This window comes from Rhodococcus sp. 14-2483-1-2 (assembly GCF_002259405.1).
Classification (GTDB): Bacteria; Actinomycetota; Actinomycetes; order Mycobacteriales; family Mycobacteriaceae; genus Rhodococcoides.
This window is the reverse complement of sequence record NZ_NPFW01000023.1, coordinates 395,737-413,398: the sequence shown is the minus strand read 5'-3', so window position 1 is coordinate 413,398 and position 17,662 is coordinate 395,737. Positions and strand designations below refer to the sequence as shown.

At 62.7% G+C, this 17,662-nt stretch carries 17 protein-coding genes; 8 read left to right on the top strand and 9 right to left on the bottom strand.

Going from position 1 to position 17,662, the window contains the following annotated elements; all coding sequences use genetic code 11:
• Nucleotides 1–17: 17 nt before the first annotated feature.
• The 3 genes from CH295_RS27180 (at nt 18) to CH295_RS27170 (ending at nt 2,669) form a co-directional block, all read left to right on the top strand.
• The gene (locus CH295_RS27180) at nt 18–1,094 is read left to right on the top strand and encodes an isochorismate synthase (protein WP_252342224.1); all 1,077 of its coding nucleotides are present in this window, start codon (nt 18–20) and stop codon (nt 1,092–1,094) included.
• Between the two features lie 151 nt (nt 1,095–1,245).
• Nucleotides 1,246–1,620 (top strand): MarR family winged helix-turn-helix transcriptional regulator, encoded by a 375-nt coding sequence (locus CH295_RS27175; RefSeq protein ID WP_212556227.1) that lies wholly within the window; start codon nt 1,246–1,248, stop codon nt 1,618–1,620.
• 407 nt (nt 1,621–2,027) lie between these two features.
• Nucleotides 2,028–2,669: a TetR/AcrR family transcriptional regulator gene (locus tag CH295_RS27170; RefSeq protein WP_094742528.1), complete on the top strand. Its 642-nt coding sequence runs from the start codon at nt 2,028–2,030 to the stop codon at nt 2,667–2,669.
• 164 nt (nt 2,670–2,833) lie between these two features.
• On the opposite strand, the gene CH295_RS27165 is transcribed toward CH295_RS27170, so the two are convergent.
• The 3 genes from CH295_RS27165 to CH295_RS27155 form a co-directional block, all read right to left on the bottom strand.
• Entirely contained in the window at nt 2,834–3,697 is an 864-nt protein-coding gene (locus tag CH295_RS27165) for an alpha/beta fold hydrolase (RefSeq protein ID WP_094742527.1), read from the bottom strand.
• Between the two features lie 86 nt (nt 3,698–3,783).
• Entirely contained in the window at nt 3,784–5,004 is a 1,221-nt protein-coding gene (locus CH295_RS27160) for an MFS transporter (RefSeq protein WP_170946115.1), read from the bottom strand.
• The gene (locus CH295_RS27155) at nt 4,994–5,362 is read right to left on the bottom strand and encodes a Rid family hydrolase (protein ID WP_094742584.1); all 369 of its coding nucleotides are present in this window, start codon (nt 5,360–5,362) and stop codon (nt 4,994–4,996) included. The genes CH295_RS27160 and CH295_RS27155 overlap by 11 nt, the downstream gene beginning before the upstream one ends.
• An 85-nt stretch (nt 5,363–5,447) precedes the next feature.
• Between CH295_RS27155 and CH295_RS27150 the strand changes: the two genes are divergently transcribed.
• On the top strand, nt 5,448–6,263 hold the full coding sequence (locus CH295_RS27150) for a TrmB family transcriptional regulator (RefSeq protein ID WP_212556226.1): 816 nt from the start codon (nt 5,448–5,450) through the stop codon (nt 6,261–6,263).
• A 171-nt stretch (nt 6,264–6,434) separates the two neighbouring features.
• Here the strand turns inward: CH295_RS27150 and CH295_RS27145 are convergent, their stop codons facing one another.
• On the bottom strand, nt 6,435–7,634 hold the full coding sequence (locus CH295_RS27145; protein WP_094742524.1) for an MFS transporter: 1,200 nt from the start codon (nt 7,632–7,634) through the stop codon (nt 6,435–6,437).
• A 119-nt stretch (nt 7,635–7,753) separates the two neighbouring features.
• On the opposite strand from CH295_RS27145, the gene CH295_RS27140 reads away from it, so the two are divergent.
• Nucleotides 7,754–8,164 carry a winged helix-turn-helix transcriptional regulator gene (locus CH295_RS27140; protein ID WP_094742523.1) on the top strand — a complete coding sequence of 137 codons (411 nt, stop codon included), beginning with the start codon at nt 7,754–7,756 and terminating at the stop codon, nt 8,162–8,164.
• Between the two features lie 438 nt (nt 8,165–8,602).
• Here the strand turns inward: CH295_RS27140 and CH295_RS27135 are convergent, their stop codons facing one another.
• The 4 genes from CH295_RS27135 to CH295_RS27115 all read right to left on the bottom strand — a co-directional run bounded on the left by CH295_RS27135 (nt 8,603) and on the right by CH295_RS27115 (nt 12,129).
• Complete coding sequence (locus tag CH295_RS27135; protein ID WP_094742522.1) at nt 8,603–9,016, bottom strand: MmyB family transcriptional regulator; 414 nt, start codon at nt 9,014–9,016, stop codon at nt 8,603–8,605.
• Between the two features lies 1 nt (nt 9,017).
• The gene (locus CH295_RS28470; RefSeq protein ID WP_288143203.1) at nt 9,018–9,278 is read right to left on the bottom strand and encodes an MmyB family transcriptional regulator; all 261 of its coding nucleotides are present in this window, start codon (nt 9,276–9,278) and stop codon (nt 9,018–9,020) included.
• A 406-nt stretch (nt 9,279–9,684) separates the two neighbouring features.
• Nucleotides 9,685–11,865 carry a heavy metal translocating P-type ATPase gene (locus CH295_RS27120; RefSeq protein ID WP_094742521.1) on the bottom strand — a complete coding sequence of 727 codons (2,181 nt, stop codon included), beginning with the start codon at nt 11,863–11,865 and terminating at the stop codon, nt 9,685–9,687.
• Between the two features lie 33 nt (nt 11,866–11,898).
• Nucleotides 11,899–12,129, bottom strand: coding sequence for a heavy-metal-associated domain-containing protein (locus CH295_RS27115; RefSeq protein WP_094742520.1), 231 nt, complete (start codon nt 12,127–12,129; stop codon nt 11,899–11,901).
• Nucleotides 12,130–12,507: 378 nt separating this feature from the next.
• Here CH295_RS27115 and CH295_RS27110 point away from each other — a divergent pair, with 378 nt between their 5' ends.
• Nucleotides 12,508–12,990 carry a GNAT family N-acetyltransferase gene (locus tag CH295_RS27110; RefSeq protein WP_094742519.1) on the top strand — a complete coding sequence of 161 codons (483 nt, stop codon included), beginning with the start codon at nt 12,508–12,510 and terminating at the stop codon, nt 12,988–12,990.
• Between the two features lie 322 nt (nt 12,991–13,312).
• Here the strand turns inward: CH295_RS27110 and imuA' are convergent, their stop codons facing one another.
• A complete protein-coding gene (gene imuA' / locus CH295_RS27105; RefSeq protein ID WP_252342222.1) occupies nt 13,313–13,858 on the bottom strand; it encodes a DnaE2-dependent mutagenesis accessory factor ImuA' in 546 nt (181 codons plus the stop codon).
• Between the two features lie 293 nt (nt 13,859–14,151).
• Here imuA' and CH295_RS27100 point away from each other — a divergent pair, with 293 nt between their 5' ends.
• A complete protein-coding gene (locus CH295_RS27100) occupies nt 14,152–15,279 on the top strand; it encodes an AAA family ATPase (protein WP_170946113.1) in 1,128 nt (375 codons plus the stop codon).
• An 863-nt stretch (nt 15,280–16,142) separates the two neighbouring features.
• Nucleotides 16,143–17,651: a S8 family peptidase gene (locus CH295_RS27095; RefSeq protein ID WP_170946112.1), complete on the top strand. Its 1,509-nt coding sequence runs from the start codon at nt 16,143–16,145 to the stop codon at nt 17,649–17,651.
• Nucleotides 17,652–17,662: the final 11 nt, after the last annotated feature.

The window sequence follows — 17,662 nt, the reverse complement described above, 5'->3', positions numbered from 1 at the left end:
CGGGTCCCGGACGTTTCGTGCTCTCGCGTCCTCACGGAACGGTGTCGATCTCGCAATCGCTCGCGCAGTACCGTGATGTCACGGCAGCGTCCAGTGCGCTTCGTTCGAACGACGTGGGAATCGTGGCCGGTGCCCTGCCCTTCGCTCGGGGCGAGGCATGCGCTCTCTACGGGGCGAGCGACTGGTCGTCGTCACCCGCAATCTGGTCGCCGAACCAGGGTGCGAATGCTCTTCCCCACTTCGATGTGTCCGTATCCGATGCGGGTGCGCATGTAGACCGAGTGCGGGCAGCAGTGAACGTGCTCCGCGATGGCAATTCGGCTTTGCAGAAGGTGGTGCTCGCGAGAACACTCGAACTGGTCGCCCGCGGCAGCGTCGATCCAGTGTCCATCCTTGCCGCTCTGGTTGCTGGAAACCCATCGGGCAACGGATTTCATGTCGACCTGTCGGCTGCCGGCGGATCCTATGCCGGGAGGGCTCTCGTAGGTTCGAGCCCGGAGGTGCTGATCCTGCGCGAGGGACGCACCATCTCCTGTCATCCCCTTGCTGGGTCTGCCCCGCGCTACGCCGATCCCGACCAGGACCGGCGGCGCGGACGGGAATTGGCCGAGTCCGCGAAGGACCTGCGCGAACACGCATTCGTCGTCGACGCCATCCGCGATACTCTCGCTCCACTGTGCACAGAACTCGACGTTCCCTCTGGCCCGACACTGACGACCACTCCACAACTCTGGCACCTCGGCACACCTGTTCGAGGCACTCTGCGAAGCCTCGACACAACGGCTCTGGATCTGGTGCTGGCCCTGCATCCGACACCTGCGGTCTGCGGTACACCGACCGACCTCGCGTACGAGATCATCGACGAACTCGAAGGTGAGCGAGGCTTCTACGCCGGTGCCGTCGGCTGGTGCACAGCCGACGGCGACGGCGAGTGGATGGTCTCGATCCGGTGTATAGAGATCGGGCAGAGCCGTCGCACGATCACGGCCTACGCAGGAGGCGGCATCGTCGCAGAGTCCGATCCCGATGCGGAACTCCGCGAAACGATCACCAAGTTCGGAACCGTCATGACAGCACTCGGCGTCAGATCATGAGGATTGAGGACGACCCGAGTCGCCGCGACGACCCTTCAGCACGCCACTCGACACCATCGATGGCGAACGCAGCACGGACCGCGCCATGGCCACCAGTGAGCCGGCGGAGCGGGTGCGAAGGTTGCCGAGCTGGGTGCTCAACCATGTTGCGATGCACGCTAACCGAGTTGTAGCGTCGCACCTCGAACACAGTGGACGTCGCAGCAACCACGCCGTTCTCGCCTCCCTCGAGGAAAGTGGCCCCGCGAGCCAGGCCGGACTCGCCCGTCGGTTCGCGATCGATCGCGGTGACCTCGTCGAACTCCTGGACCGGATTACCGAAGAAGGGCTCGCGCACCACGAACCCGACACACCGGACAAGCGCCGCAACGTGATCACGGTGACGCCGAACGGCCGGGACAAGCTGCCCCAACTCGACGAGGACATTAAAGCCGCGCAAGTGCGATCTGCTCAGACCACTCGATCCTGCCGAACGTATGGCACTCATGGACCTGCTCTAGCGGCTGTTGTTCAACCCTGGCACTGAACAAGGTGCCACCCCGACATTCGGTATCGACCCGTCAGAGGCGCACGCAGCGGAACCAAACAATCCGAGAACGAGTAGCACGCAGAGGACCGGAAGAGTCGATCTAGCTAAGGCCGCTACAACGCGTCAAGGTGTGTACGGCGGCAGTGGCTCATCGAGCGGGTGCAGGAATGACCCCCGACTCGTCCGCACTCTCGGATATGCGCAGGAGTACCGTCTGACTCGACCCCGACTCGATGAGCACGCCGCCGACCGGCCAATGCCGTTCGCGAGCTCGCCCGCAGCCACCTCGGGATCGGTCATGATCGCGCCTTTCCAATGTCGTACGCGTACGACTGTTCGTACGCGTACGAGACGGTAGTAGGCTCACCCCTGAACTGCAAGAGCTACGACAAGTAGGTGAACCGATGCCCGCGAACAGCACCGTCGACCGGGCAGCCATCGTCTCCGCCGCGCGCAGGATGCTCGAACGCGACGGTGTCGCAGGGCTGAGGATGCGTCGCCTCGCCGTCGAACTCGGATCGAAGCCGATGACGCTCTACTACCACGTGGCCAATAAATCCGAACTCCTGTCATTGGTGCTCACCGACATCGCGACCGAGATCGAATGGGCCACACCCACGGGGTCGCCGCGAGAACGCATGGTCGAGATCGTCATGGACATGCACCGGCAACTCTCATGCATCTCGTGGATCGTGCCCATCCTCCGGACCGGAACAACCGTCGGCACACCGGCTCTCGCGCTGGCCGATCGCTTTCTTGCAGCGGCGCTCGAAACCGGCATGACCGAGCTACGAGCACTGTCGCTCTGGCGGTCGACGTGGTACCTCGCCACCTCCGAACTGATGTGGCAGGCCGAGCTCGCCACACGCCCCGACGACGAACGCTCGTGGTTCGAAAAGATCGACCCTGCCGCCATCGCAGAGTCTGCACCCACCGTCGCCGGCATGCTGCCGCGATGGCCGCAGCATTCCGCAGCTTTCGACCTCCGAGCGGCGATCACCGCTCAAATCGACGGAACCATCGCCAACTCGGCGCTCGACCCCTGAACGCAGCAACACCGAAGTCGACTGCTAGCTGAATACGACGCGGCCAACAGTGGTCATTCACGAGGCAACAGTGCGCGAAACCGCGAAAAGGTCAATCCGCTGCAGGCCAGTCGAACGTCGGGCAGATCGTCCATCGCGAGACCTTCGGATTTCTCGCCTATTTGTCACTGTTGCTGGAGCGTGACTGTCGAGGGGGACGATGCTGCCTGATCCGGTGGCGTGAGCAAGTGTGCAAGGAGTCGAGCGGGGGCATCGTGCTGCACCATGTGTCCACTGTCGTCGATCCAGTGAAAATTACTGCGAGGCAAACGCTTACGGAGTCTCAGCGCGTAGTCTGCGTCGAGCCATCGATCGCGTCGGCCCCACAGGATCGTTGTCGGTGTCGCGAGATCACCCAGTAATTCATGGAACTCGTCGGTGTCGGTTTCGTCGGCTTGCTCGTACTGCCGGTAAAAAGCATCCTGACCTGCAGTGCCGGTCCATGGGTCGACGAACGCGTCGAGGACACCTGCGCTGAGACCGACATGGCTTCCGTCGCTGATCTTGCTGGTCACCAATGCCTTGTGTGGGTACTCGGGAAGGGCCGAGAACGCTGCAGCATTGTTTTTCACAGTGCTGAAGAATCCCCCGGAAGACCATCCATCGACGCTGACCGCGTTGACCAGCGTCAAGTCACGAAACATTCTCCGTCCCAACAGAGTCGATCGGAGCGCGACAGCACCTCCGACATCATGGGCTACCACGCTCGGGCTGCCCAGACCCCATTCGTCGAGGAGGTCGCCGAAGATGTCGGCTTGCTTCGCCAAACCGACGTTCTGGCCGATGTTCTTGTCGGATTGCCCGAACCCGAGCATGTCCCACACATACACTTGCCGGGTCAGGGCCAGACCGTGAGCGATGTCTTTCCAGATCAGCGACGAGAACGGTGTTCCGTGAAGTAGAACAATGGGATCACCGGTCCCGAAGGTGGACCATCGCACGGTGCCCTCGTCTGTATGTAGTTGTCGATCCAGGTTCCATGCGGTCATGCTGATTCTCCTGTCTATGCCGTCGGTGAACAAGCCTCGTCGTCCGGTACGCGGCGCGTGCCCCCTGGGGCGAGTCGGGTTCATGATCAGGGTCGTGCGGATACCGGACGGATGCGTGGTGAGAGGTACGTGAGCGCCGTGGCTACGGCCATAGCTGAGGCAGCGGCCATGGTCGTTGCAGGCCAGCCGCCGAAGGTCGCCAGCATGCTGGCGACGACGGTTCCCAACGCACCTACGCTGTAATAGATCAGCATGTAGACCCCGAGGAGAGTGCCCGCGCGACGGTCGTCGACAGCAACAACCGCGGCCTGATTCGCGACCTGGGCACCGAAGCATCCGGCGTCGAATACAGCGAGTGCCACCGCCGTCCAGACCGGATTGCCGAGGGCCACGGTGAGAAGGAGCGCAGCAATGGCTGCGACACTCAACGAAGCCAGCATGACTCGGCGGCTTCCCCAACGGTCAGTGAGCTTGCCCGCCGGCCATGTCGCGGCCAAACCGAGAAGCCCTGCCAGGCTGTACAGACCGATAGTCCTCGCGTTCAATGAATACGGCTCAGCCGACAGTGCCAGGGACAAGCCGACCCAGATGAGATTGAATGCGAAGAACCAGAGTGCTCCACTCGCGGCCGCCAGCCGCAGCGATCGGTGACGCATCAACAGTGCCGGGGCGGTCCGCACTACCGACTGCCGACGACCTGCGCCCGACGGCACGTCTCTCGGCAGGATTGCCAGAGCTGCCGACGCTGCAACCAGGCAACATCCGGCGAAGATCGCCAGCATCGCCCTCCACCCCCACGCGGATGCAAGTATTCCTCCGACGAGCCGACTGGAGACGATGCCCGCCGAGATCCCGGCCGCGACGACGCCGAGTGCGGTACCCCGCTTGACCGGGTCGGCCAAGCGGCCGACCACTGCACTGGACTGCCCCGACACCGAGGTCAGCGCCCCGATCAGGACGAACACTGCAATCAGCACCGCAGCGCTGCGAGCCCACGCAGCACACGTCAGAGCCGCCGAGAGTGCCAGCAACTGCACCGCGATCACTACAGCGGGCCGCATCCGATCGACGAGCGGAACCAGCATCAGCACGCCGATGAGATACCCGACGAGCGATCCGGAGGTGACGAACCCGACGACCGTCAACGATGTTTCCAGATCGGCCGCCACCTCGCCCAACGCCGGTGCGATGGCGTAACCGTTGGCGATCGCGATCCCCGCTACTACCGCTGATACTGCAAGTTCGGCGCTGGTCAGTGGGCGATCTATGGCCGAATCAGCAATGCGTGCAACACTTTCAGACGGCACGGTGACGTACCGCGATGCACTCGACTTCCACGAGTATCTCCGCGTCGACGAACGGCAGCGCGTGCACCAACGAAAATGCCGGCTTGACCTCGCCGTACACCTCGCCATGAGCACGGGCAGCATCTTCCCAATTCTCGAAATCGGCGACGACGAGGCGACTCTGCACCACCTCCGACAATTCGAACCCCGACTCGGCGAGGACCGTGGTCACCGAGGCGAGCGCGGAGAGAGTCTGCCGGTACACATCCGGGCCCTCGCCCGCAGTGCCCGAGATGTAGATGGTGTCGCCTGCGATCACGGCACGTGAATAGCCCACCGATGATTCCCACGGCGATCCCGACGAAATACGTGTATGCATCATTCTCCATTTCACTACTTCGGTAGTAACGTCAACAGTACTACCAGGGTAGTAAGGAGATGGGCAAGAGGAATACACTGCTCGTGTGAACGACACACCGACATCGAAGCTGCAATCGGCGCTGATGCGGCTCGGATTCTCCCAATACGAAGCCAAGGCCTACACCGCTTTGGTGGGGCAGTCTCCGATGAACGGCAGTGAAGTCAGTAAGCGAGCAGGTATGCCGCCCTCCAAGGTGTACGAGACCCTCGCCCGCCTCGAAACCAAAGGTGCAGTTGTGGTGAACAGATCAGAACCTGTTCTGTACGGCGCCGTTCCGCACCACGATTTACTCACCGGGCTCGCAGCGCGATTCGAGGCCGATGTCGCGGCGGCGATCGACGAGCTCGATGCCATGCCCGCTGCCGACCGCGCGGGGTTGGTGTGGTCGCTCTACACACGAGAATCGATTCTCGACGCATTCGTGCGTCTCGTCGATACTGCGCACTCGCAGCTGTTCGCCGGTATCTGGGATGAAGAGCTCGACGCTCTGGGCCCTGCCCTCGAGCGTGCGGCGCAGCGCGGGGTGCAGACGCATGTGGCGATCTACGGTCCACGCACCCTCCACGGTCCGAAGGTCTACGACCTCTCCAAATGTGGGGCCAGTGCACGACTGAGGCTGTCCGGTCGACGCCTCGCTGTGGCCGTCGCCGACGATGTCGACACCGTGGTGGCCGAATTCGGCGACCGCTCACCAGCGGAAGCAGTGCTGACCACCAATCCGGTCACAGGCCTGCTCGCCGTCGAATACATCAAAGCCGACATCAGTGGACGGCTACTGATCAACGCAATGCCCGACGCAAACTACCGACAACTCCTCGAAACCCACGACATGCAAGCGATACTCGCAACTACACCCTGATCAGATGGTGAATTCAGGCGCGCCGTCGACGACACAACTACTACCGGACCAGCCGGCTCCACACATGCAAAGGTGCCTCAGTGGACGCTCCCTCTCAGTCCGGATAGGGCCGCGCTTGCGGGCCATCAGGGCTCGCGCCCGGGGCGGCGGGATCACGTCCCGGCATTGTCGTCACGACCGGCGCGCACCGACAGCTGCAACGGCCCCGAGCGCACAGAAACCCGCACCGAGAGCCATCGGCGCTATCGGTCCGAGCACATCGATACCGACAGCACCGGCCAACGCGCCGCCGGCAATCGAGACGTTGAAAACCAACACGTACAACGACGTCGCCGCTTCGCGACAGGCCGGTGCAGCATCGAACACAGCAGTCTGCAACAGCACCGGTAGCGCCGAATACGACAGCCCCCACACACCGACCAACGCCAACACGCTCGGTGCACCCACCGGAGCAGAGAGAACCAGCAGCACGGCGGCCAGGACGGCAACACCCACCATCAGCATCATCGACGAGCGCGCGGACACGAACCCCGCTAGCGCGTTCCCCGCAACCCCGGCAATCCCATAGACCACCAGGTACCCGCCGACCACGTCCGAAGAAACACCCACACCGCCGAGAAGGTAGGGCGCGATATAGGTATAGGCAGCGTAGTTTCCGACCACCACCGCTGCGGTGATCAGAAGAACTAGCCTGATTCGACTGCGCCGCAGAACATCTCGGACGCTGCTGGCAGCCTGGGCGGATCGCAACGCGGGCAAGGCCGGCAACAACACGACGACGGCGGCACCGGCCACCGCCGTCAGAGCGGCGAGGGCCGCGAACGCCCCTCTCCACCCCACCCACTCCCCCATCCAGGTTCCTGCCGGAACACCGAAGACGAGAGCAAGTGAGATACCCGAAAAGGACACCGCAGTAGCCCGCACCCGCTGAGGCGGCGGAACCAGACGCACTGCTACCGCAGCGACGACCGACCATATCAACCCGTGCGCAATCCCGACCACGAACCGCACCGCCAGAAGCTGCGCATACGACGTCACCAGAGCAGTCGCAGCGTTACCGAGCACGAACACAGCGACGATGATCAGCACCACGGTGCGGCGGTCGACCGCACGCGTCCACCTGGTCGCCACAGGCGCGAGGACGCCGGCGACAATGCCGTACAGGCTGACGGACAGACCTGCGACACCTACACCGACCCCCAAGTCGTCCGAGATCGCAGGCAGGACCCCGATGGGCAGCATCTCCGTGGCGGTCACAGCGAACACCGCCAATGCGAGGGCTGTGACGGCGGCCCAGGCCCGTACCGGTCTCAATGCTGTATTGGTGGATCGGTTGTCGAGGTCGCGCCACGCCGCGGGATTGTCGGTCACGGGACTCCTGATAGTTGGTCTCTGCGGGACACCGGACGTCCGCTACTCTGACCGATAAGGGAACCATTCGGAAGTAGGTACCTGAAAGTGCCCTACTTCGCCAGCGGCAGGAATCCACGATGCACGCACTGCACGACGACACGGCAACGGTTGATACGTCCGCGGTCGAACACGATTCGTTTCTGGTCACCTGCACCAGCCGACAGCTCCTGTCTCGACTGGCCGACAAATGGGTGACCCTGGTGTTGTGCGCGTTGATGGACGGCCGGGCGCGGCATTCCGCGCTGGCGCGTCGGATCACCGGCGTCAGTCAGAAGATGCTCACTCAAACTCTGCGCAACCTCGAACGCGACGGCCTCCTCACCCGCACTGTCACCCCCACTGTCCCACTCACGGTCGAGTACGAATTGACCGCTCTCGGAATGTCATTGGTCGGCGTGTTCCTACAACTGAAAAACTGGGCCGACGAGAACATGGACGATGTCGCCCGCGCCCGCGAGGACTTCGATACCCGAACCTCCGCACTGTGAGGCGAGCGCGCACTCCGGATCGTGCATCACGATCCGGTACGTGGCGAACCGCGTAGCAAGTGGGCACGCAGGAGCCACTAGCGTCTGCGCGGCCCCGCATGCCCTTGTCGGCTCGGCGCAGCAGAGACTCGAGACCGTGCGGAGTCGCTGATAGCAGCTTCGAGTTCAACTTGGACGATGACGCAGTCGAACGACCCTCATAGGACCTGGAGATGTTCCTTGCCATTCTCCGATCCTTGGTCTCAACCTGTCAACGCATCACTGATGTCGACGGTCGGTGTGCGGCGAGAGCCGGGACGAGATCGTCGAGATGACTGGCTACAGGTATGAAAGTCCGGGCGGGACTTGTGGCAATGACCGAACGCGCCCGATCGGTCGGGGCACGTTGGAGGCTGGAGAATCCAGAGGGCGGGTGGACGGTTGGATGTGGCGGGTGGGTCAGGATGTTGTCGACGCGTCGACTGGCGTCTCCCGCCTTGCGGTCGTGGCCGCCGCCAGCCGGTCGAGGAGGTCCCGTTCTGGACTGTTCGGCGCAGATGTGTAGATGACTAGCATGTGGTGGTCATCGGACGCTGGTATGTGAAAGGTCTCGTAGCTGAGGCTGATTTCCCCAATGATGCTGTTGTGGAACTTCTTTGGTCCATGGGTCTTCTCGTGGACGTGTTGGGTGGCCCACAGTTTTGCGAATATCCGGTTTCCTACGGTGAGTTCGCCGATGAGATGTTCGAGTGCTGTGTCTCGGGGACGGCGTCCAGCGGCCATCCGCAAGATGCCGACCGTGGTACGGGCCGCATCGTTCCAGTCCGGGTGAATCTCAGGTGCTCGCGGGTTGAGGAAGATGTGCCAGGCCATGTTACGTTGCGCAGCCGGCACATTCGGGAAGTTCTGCGATCAGCGCAGTCGCCAGGTCGTTCCAGGCGAGGACGTCGTTGCGTTCGTTCAGGATCATTGCTGGTGCGTCCTGGATGCCGGCCACTGCATGACGCAGTGACGAACGTAGTGCTCGCAGACCAAGTCTCGACGCTCGAGGCACAGATCGCAGCCACCACGCGCGCGAAACGTGTCCTAGAGCATCACTTGACGTGCAAGCAGGAGCGACCGATGCAGTGTCCATGGTTGCTCAAACAGCTCGATGTAGACGTCCAAGCGGCGCTTGACTTCAAGTTCACTTGAACCTCCATAGTTGGGGCGAACTTATCGCCTGACTACGGAGGTCGACCATGTCGGCACGTCGATGGCTGCCGCTCGAGGCCGCATGCATCGGAACTTTCCTGTTGTTGATCTATGCCACGATCACGACGATCGCGGTGCCTGGCATTGCCGTCGATCTCGGTGGCAGTACCGGCGCGATGTCCTGGGTCGTCGACGTCTACACATTGGCACTTGCTGCAGTCCTTGTGGGCATGGGCGCGCTCGGCGATGCATGGGGCCGCAAACGACTCCATGTCCCAGGTCCGATCGGACGAGTGCGGCCTTCACCATCGTGCAGTGACACTTCCAAGACTGCGTACGTACTGGGATTAGTGACGCAAGTGCGGCTCGCCCAGCGACTCTGCAACCCGGCTGCCTTCGCTCCGAGTGCCGGTGACGGCGTCGAGTGCGAGATCGAGCCGCCGCAGCAGCTGCGCGTTGGCGGCGACGATGATCGTCGACAGCGACATCAAGATCGCGCCGATCGACATCGGCAGTACGAACCCGACCGGTGCGAGCACCCCCGCCGCGAGCGGAACGGAGATCAGGTTGTATCCCGCTGCCCACCAGAGGTTTTGCTTCATCTTCCGGTACGAGGCGCGCGAGAGTTCGATCACCGACAACACCGACCTCGGGTCGTCGCTGGCGAGGATCACTCCCGCCGATGCGATCGCGACGTCGGTGCCGGCCCCGATCGCGATACCGACATCGGCTTGCGCGAGCGCTGGGGCGTCGTTGACTCCGTCGCCGACCATCGCCACCGTGCGTCCTTCACTCTGGAGTTCAGCGACGCTGTGCGACTTGTCTTCCGGTTTCACCCCGGCGAAGTAGCGGTCCACACCGAGCTCGGTGGCGACGGACTTCGCGACGGCATCGGCATCACCGGTGATCATCACCACCGCGACTCCGCGGGCGTGGAGCGCGTCGATCGCGGTGCGTGATTCGGGCCGGATCTCGTCGGCGAGCGCAAGGGCACCGATCACGGCACCGTCGGCGAGGACGTGCAGGATGATCGCCCCGTCACCGCGCCACCGGTCGGCGACAGCAAGTTCGGATCCGTGTTCCTGCTCGAGCAGCGCGGGCCCGCCGACCTGCACGCGGGTACCGTCGACATTCGCAGAGACCCCGACAGCGGGGGACGACTGGAAGTCAGTGGCCGCCGGGACGGTCAGGTTCCGTGATCGTGCGGCACCGATGATGGCGCGTGCGAGTGGGTGCTCTGAGTCGGCTTCTGCGGCAGCAGCCAAAGCGAGGACATTGTCGGCGGTGCGCCCGTTCGTCACCTCGATTGCGGTGACGGTGGGTTCACCCTTGGTGAGGGTCCCGGTCTTGTCGAAGAGCACGGTGTCCACCGTGCGCATGGTTTCGAGCGCGAGCCGATCCTTGACCAGGACGCCGCCGCGGGCGGCGCGTTCGGTGGCGATGGAAACCACCAGCGGGATCGCCAGACCGAGTGCGTGCGGGCAGGCGATGACCAACACGGTGACGGTGCGGATGACGGCGTCGTCGGGCATCCCGAATAGCGTCCACACGGCGGCGGTAATGACCGCTGCCCCGAGGGCGAACCAGAACAACCATCCGGCTGCGGTGTCGGCGATCCGTTGGGCCCGCGATGTCGAGTTCTGGGCGTCGGCGACCAACCGGCCGATGCCAGCGAGGGCGGTATCCTCCCCTACTGCGGTGACCTGGACTCGGAGACCGGAGTCGGTGGCGACAGTGCCGGCGACGACCTGCTCGCCGTCGCCGCGACGGACGGTGCGTGATTCGCCGGTGATCATCGACTCGTCCATGCTCGCCGAGCCGGAGACGATGATGCCGTCGACTGGTACTCGCCCGCCGGGGCGCACGACGACGACATCGCCGAGCTGGAGCTGGTCCGGGGATACCGGCACCACATCGTCGCCGTCGACGCGTTCTGCGGTGTCCGGTAGCAGTGCTGCCAACGAATCCAGCGCGGATGTGGTCTGCGAGAGAGATCGCATTTCGATCCAGTGTCCGAGCAGCATGATCACGATCAGCAGGGCCAGTTCCCACCAGAAGTCGAGCTGATGATCGAGCAGGCCGAAGCTCGCTCCCATCGATGCAAGGAATGCGACGGTGATCGCGAGGGCGATGAGCATCATCATTCCTGGTGCACGTGAACGGATTTCGCTGATTGCTCCGGTGAGGAACGGCGAGCCACCCCACGCGAACATCACAGTGCCCAGCACTGGGGAAATCCAGGCAATCCACGCCGCGTCGGGCAGTGAGTATCCGACGAGCATCGCGAACATATCGGAGGCAAGAATGACCGGGGCTGCGAGGACCGCCATGATCCAGAACAGGCGACGGAACATACCGACGTGATCGCCGTAGCCGGGATGCCCACTGTGGCCGTCGTGACCGCCGTGCTCCATGTGCTCGCCACGTCCCGAGGGGGGCGCGCGATGCCCGGACATGTCGTGGCCCGAGTGCGGGTCTGCAGTCTCGGCCATCCCAGTGTCGTCGCCGGCATGTGTGTGGTTGTTCATCGTGCGAGTCCTTCCGTCCACCGAGTTCGGTGGTTACGCAGTGCGCGGGTCCGAGGGTTGCGGTTCGGCCGTGTATCCGGCCTCGCGAACAGCGGCGATGACCTGGTTCTGGTCGAGCTCGGCTGCGCTTGTCACCGTCAGGGTTCCCGCCGACGCCGATGCCTCCACTGAGCCGACCCCTGCTACGGCGTTGACTTCTTCGCGAACCGAGGCTTCGCAGTGCCCGCACGTCATACCGGTGACTCGGTAGTTAGTGGTGATCATGTCCGCTCCTTCAATCGTGAATGCATACCCCCCGGGGGTACATTGTTGACATGTTGGACCATACCCCCTCCCCGTATACTTGAAAAGGCCTAATACTGCAACAGAGGCTGACCAACCATGCGCGCCCTGACCGGTCAGTTGGTCAACAACAAACCGTAGCTACAACAAATCCACTGTCCCCGTCCAGTTTTCGCCCATGCGTGAAGAAGCCCAGGGGCCTTGACGTCCATCGCGAGACCTTCCGATCTCTCGCGTGTTCAGAGGTGTTGTAGACGTATTGAAAGACCACATCGGAGGGCCCGGTCGCTTCCGTGATGCCTCGACATCTCAACAAACGGGCCGATACAGCGTCGACAAGTGTTCGATACCGTTGAGAGTATGAACGAACAGGATGTGACGCTGAGGGTTCCGGACCTCTTGGACGCAGTCGAATTGGCGGAATTACATGTGGCAGTGTGGCTCTCCACCTATGGACATCGTCTTCCGAAGTCCCATTTCGACTCCGCTGCCGTACAGCGCCGCGAAAAGATGTGGTCGATCATTCTCCGCAACTGCGATCCATCCACCTCGCTCGTCGTCGCCGAACACGCGGGTGCCCTGGTTGGGTTCGCGCACGCGGGCAATCCGTTCGAGAAGTTGCCAGCAAGGCCCCTGCAACTGCATTCCCTGTACGTAGCGGACGGGTACCGCGAGTTCGGCACCGGCCAACGACTGCTCGACTATGTGGTCGCGGATCGACGCGCCCAGTTGTGGGTAGCCGACGAGAACGAGCGAGCGCGAAAGTTTTACGAACGCAATCGATTCCGAGCGGACGGAACGCGAGCAGCCGATCTGCTACCCGAGATCCGAATGGCCCGTTGACGTGTAACCAGGAGGTCACTCGAATCGAGGCAAATTTCGTTTCCTAGATGTCGCGCATGACGATGCACGACTCGCCCCCTGGTCGGGCTCGTCATTCGCCGACATCACGCGCACGCACTTGGCGCGGTTACGTACAACAACACCGAAGCGGCTAGAGACCCTCGGACCGGACTTTGAGCGGCACCCCGTCACGGAAGGATCCTCCGGACGAGCGAGCCAGCCACGGTGAGCGCGACGCTGACCAGGACTCTCTGAGGGGGATCGACGATGCGGCGTGTGGGCGGCTCGAAAGTGACGGGCCAGTTCTCGTACAGGTCGGGGCTCATTGCGCGACCGCCAGACCATATGGCCGGTGCGCGGTTGCCGTGTCGACGCTGGTCGGGGTCCAGCGCAGGCCCTGTTCGCCGAACGTGGGCGCGGTGAGGGTGTAGCGGCCGGTGCGCTCGGCGATACCGCGACCGCGCACGGTGGTCTCGAGGGTGATCGACCGGATACGGCCCCTACCCTGCTGCTCGATTCCGCCGTACGCGACAGGCCTCGAGGAAATTGTCAGGTCGAGACCGGGCACATGTCCGTTCGTGATCGCGAGAACCCTTGCGTGCGTACGGTTTCGGGCCAGCAGGGCACGCGCTCGGGTCGGTGGTACGTCGCGTCCGTGCACGGTCGTCACGACCAGATCGAGGCCCTCGATACAGATGCTCGCGGCGTCGAGGGGGTCTGCTTGGCCTGGGTCGATCAGTTGCATCTTCTCCAGGTCTCCGCTGGATCCGCGATCGGGATCGGGATCGGGATCGGGATCGGGATCGGGATCGGGATCGAACGCGCCCCGTCCGTGCTGAAAAGCTATTCGATACAGTTTATCATGCACGTCGAATATGTTGTCTTGCCACATTATTCACTAAACAACCTGCAACAGCAGCGAAACCCCCACCGAAATCGAACAGCCAGACCCTGTCCGGATCCCCACCACCGCACACACGCCACCAGGCACCCCAACCGAACGTCAAAGACCCCCAACAATCCGCCGGCGCGATCCCACCGACGAACCCGCCGGCAGATCCGCGGTGGCGCGTCCGAAAGAGCCGCCGGCAACGAACTCACCCACCAACACCCCGAGAACAAAGGACACCAACACCCGCACGAACCGGTATGGTGGTAAATATGACAGCCTCAAGGTCCGTCGTTTACCAGGAAGCGGACGGACTCGAAAGGGCACTGATCGACCTAGTTCGTGTCGGTGCGCGCGGACATGCAGCTGGTGTGCGTCAGCTTGCCAGTCGCCTGATGCGTGCGGTTCCACCGACAGTTTCCGATGCTGGAGCATTCCGAGTCGCAGTCCACGAAGCACTGTCTGCAGCTCAGCCCTCCACCGGTCTGCGATTCGACAGCGGCGCAATTCCGGCAGATGCCGAGGGCACGCACCCACTGGCAAATGTCGATGCCATGCCGGTAGCTGATGAACTGGTGGTCAGCGACCACCTAATCGCACAACTGGGCGAAATCGTGGCTGAACGCGTGCGTTGCGATGAATTGGCTCGGGCGGGTGTCTCGGCAAGCCGGACGGTACTGTTTTCTGGTCCACCAGGGGTCGGCAAAACGCTCGCCAGCCGTTGGATCGCACAGCAACTCGGACTTCCGTTGGTTACTCTGGATCTCGCGTCCGTTGTCTCAAGTTACTTGGGTAGTTCGGGCCGAAATATCAAGTCTGTTCTCGAGTTCGCGAAGTCAGGCCCGTGCGTTTTATTCTTGGACGAGTTCGACGCCGTCGCCAAACGACGTGACGATGACACCGACATCGGTGAGCTGAAGCGGGTCGTCAACGTGATGCTCGTTGAGCTCGACCGGTGGTCCGAGACGAGTCTGCTGATTGCTGCGACAAACCATCCTCAGCTGCTCGACGAGGCTATTGATCGCCGGTTCGACCGCGTACTGAATTTTCGGCTTCCTGGCGATTCGGAGCGGAAGATGCTTCTGAGCAACGCCAATCGCGGCGACGTGCCCTCGGAATTAGTTGATCTCGCCGCAGCAATGTGGGAGGGGCGGAGTCATTCTGTGATCATGCGCTTCTGGGAGCTTTGCCGCAGGAAGGCGATTCTTCACGACCTTGCGCTAGAGCAGGTCGTGGTAAACCAACTCACCGAGCAGTTCTCGACGAGTGAGAGTCGAAATCAACTGTGGCGTTACGCTCATGAGCGGATGGCTATGTCGAACCGCTCAATCGCGACACTCGCAGGTGTCAGCCACCCAACGATCGCCGCCGGCATCCGGCAAGCAAAGGAAACGGCGTGATCGATAGCGGTGCCGGTGGCAGTGGTGTCCGCCGATTGCTGGTCAATGGAGAAGCGCTCCGTCTGGAGATCGAACCCCCTCCGACTGGTGGCGGCCCAAAATACGAACCGTTCACGTCCGAACAAGCCCGCGAGTGGCTCCTCCCGCAAATTCGTTCGACGCGCGCCGACATTCACATGCTTTCGGACTCTTTTCGGGGGCCGGACCGAGTTTATGTCGAAGCTAAGCTGATCCCGAATTACCTCGCCCCGACTTACTACCCGGAAGCTCTCCTCGGGTTCATCGGCGCTGTCCCCGTAGGCGCACGCGCCGATGTCGGCCAACTCCGCACAGCGTCCAAGGTGCGGCAAAGTGGTACGCGTCGGCTCATCCTCTCCCTCGACGATGCGGCCCTCGAACGGCTCGAGAAGCTAGTCGATGCCCCTGGCGCTGACCGCAGCGCGCAGCAAGCGTTCGCTCAGATACGACGTCTCGAAGAAGTCTCACCGCCCACCGTAAGTACCGTTCTCCGAATAGGTTCCGATCACGACGCCGCGGGGGAACAGATTTCGCTGTGGGAGTCGGTGTTGCACCCTCGGGCGGTGCGGTCCGGCGAACCGATGCCGATCGACGACAACGGGTTGGAGCGTTGGGTCTCGTTGGTGGAATCGCGGGGCGGTGCAGTGCACCGCGAGTTCGTCCGCCGAGTGGGCGGGCTGACATTCGTACCAATACGTGCAGCGTCGACCCAGGTGTCTGTGCTAGCGCAATTCAATCCTCTGCGAGTACTTCGGCCCATGCCCGCGATTCGGCCGCGTCCGAGCTTCGGGCTGCGTAGTGGAAGTCCTGTCACTCCGCCGGCCGCTCGTGGCGCAGTATCTGATGTGACCACCGTTGCGGTATTCGACGGCGGGGTGCACACTCCGGACTCATCAGGGCTGTTTCCGATCCCGGTTCTCGATCTCACTCCTGAGGAGGCCGAAGCTGACGCCCTTGATCACGGCACTGGTGTGACCGGTGCCGTGATGTATGGATTGCTGAAATCGGGTGAACAGGCTCCGCAACCGCCTCTGCCGGTGGAGAGTTTCCGAATCATGCCGCCTCCATATGACCCGGGTGACCTCGACGGGTATTGGGTCCTTGACCAGATCAAGGAAACTTTGGCCGAGGACCGACACAAGCTGGTGAACTTGAGTTTGGGCCCCACTCTTGCGGTTGAGGACGACATGGAGCCGAACAGGTGGACGGCCGAGCTGGACCACCTGGCGTGGGAGCGAGACATTGTCTTCGTCGTCGCAGCCGGCAACTACGGAAATGAGGACCAGGCAACTGGGTTGCACCGGGTTCAGGTGCCGGCCGATATGGCCAATGCGGTGTCTGTCGGTGCCTGCGACGTACCTGCCCCGGACCGGCCCTGGGCACGGGCACCGTATTCATCAATGGGACCGGGCCGACCTGGTAGCCGTACCCAGCCGCTGGGAGTGCAGTTCGGTGGTGTGGACGGCCGCTTGTTCGATGTCCTACGCGTCGATGGAAGCTTTCTCGAAGCCAGCGGTACAAGCTTCTCCGCGCCGGTAGTTACCCATGCCCTCGCAGATCTCACCACGCGGCTCCCTCGAGTGAACAGCAGTGTACTTCGTGCGTTTGCCGTCCACTTCACCGAGCGTCATCGCGCTTATAAGGCGAGACGGGACGAACTTGGTTTCGGCCGTCTGCCGCTCTCGTTCGCTGATGCGCTGGACTGCACACCTGACGAGGTCCACGTACTGTTCGTCGACCAAATTGCTCGCGGTGACACCCTCGGCTACCAACTGCCGTTGCCGAGATCCTTCCCTGGGCCGGTGAAGATGTCGATCACGCTGGCCTACGCGTCCCCAGTGGAACCAACCCAGCCGACCGAATATACCTCAGCGTCTCTTGAGCTCACTCTGCGGCCGAACCGAAACATGTTCCGTTTCTCGCCTCCGTCAGGTTCCTCGGACAAGCCGCGTACCGTCGACTTGACCTCGACCGACGCACGCACCTTGTTGGTATCCGGGTGGACAAGCGGCCAGGAACCGGTGACCAAAACACTGTCGAGTTCGGCCAGTTTGAACGAGGCAGACCTACGCGATGCGGGCAAGTGGGAGACCCTGCGGCATCACCGGGTGAACTTCCCGGCCGGAGAAGTCGACGACGCCCGAATCGAAGTGCGATATGTTGCGCGACGCGCGGGCGCACTCGACGGGTCACCCACCGAGGTACCGTTTGCAATTCTCGTGACCGTCGGCGACCCAACAACCAGCGGCACACTCTACGACGAGGTCACAACGCAGTTCGCGGCTCTTCGACCCGTTCAGCGTGTCGCAGGTCGTGTCCGGCTGCGTGGCAGTCGTTCGAGCGCCTGGTATTAACACGGAGCATC

What these genes read in the sequence shown, in the direction of transcription:
- CH295_RS27175 (WP_212556227.1), top strand. Translation starts at nt 1,246, where the DNA reads ATGCACGCTAACCGAGTTGTAGCGTCGCACCTCGAACACAGTGGACGT.
- CH295_RS28470 (WP_288143203.1), bottom strand. Translation starts at nt 9,278, where the DNA reads ATGGACACTGCATCGGTCGCTCCTGCTTGCACGTCAAGTGATGCTCTA.
- CH295_RS27115 (WP_094742520.1), bottom strand. Translation starts at nt 12,129, where the DNA reads ATGATCACCACTAACTACCGAGTCACCGGTATGACGTGCGGGCACTGC.
- CH295_RS27135 (WP_094742522.1), bottom strand. Translation starts at nt 9,016, where the DNA reads ATGGCCTGGCACATCTTCCTCAACCCGCGAGCACCTGAGATTCACCCG.
- CH295_RS27155 (WP_094742584.1), bottom strand. Translation starts at nt 5,362, where the DNA reads ATGCATACACGTATTTCGTCGGGATCGCCGTGGGAATCATCGGTGGGC.
- CH295_RS27170 (WP_094742528.1), top strand. Translation starts at nt 2,028, where the DNA reads ATGCCCGCGAACAGCACCGTCGACCGGGCAGCCATCGTCTCCGCCGCG.
- CH295_RS27120 (WP_094742521.1), bottom strand. Translation starts at nt 11,865, where the DNA reads ATGAACAACCACACACATGCCGGCGACGACACTGGGATGGCCGAGACT.
- CH295_RS27110 (WP_094742519.1), top strand. Translation starts at nt 12,508, where the DNA reads ATGAACGAACAGGATGTGACGCTGAGGGTTCCGGACCTCTTGGACGCA.
- CH295_RS27165 (WP_094742527.1), bottom strand. Translation starts at nt 3,697, where the DNA reads ATGACCGCATGGAACCTGGATCGACAACTACATACAGACGAGGGCACC.
- CH295_RS27140 (WP_094742523.1), top strand. Translation starts at nt 7,754, where the DNA reads ATGCACGCACTGCACGACGACACGGCAACGGTTGATACGTCCGCGGTC.
- CH295_RS27100 (WP_170946113.1), top strand. Translation starts at nt 14,152, where the DNA reads ATGACAGCCTCAAGGTCCGTCGTTTACCAGGAAGCGGACGGACTCGAA.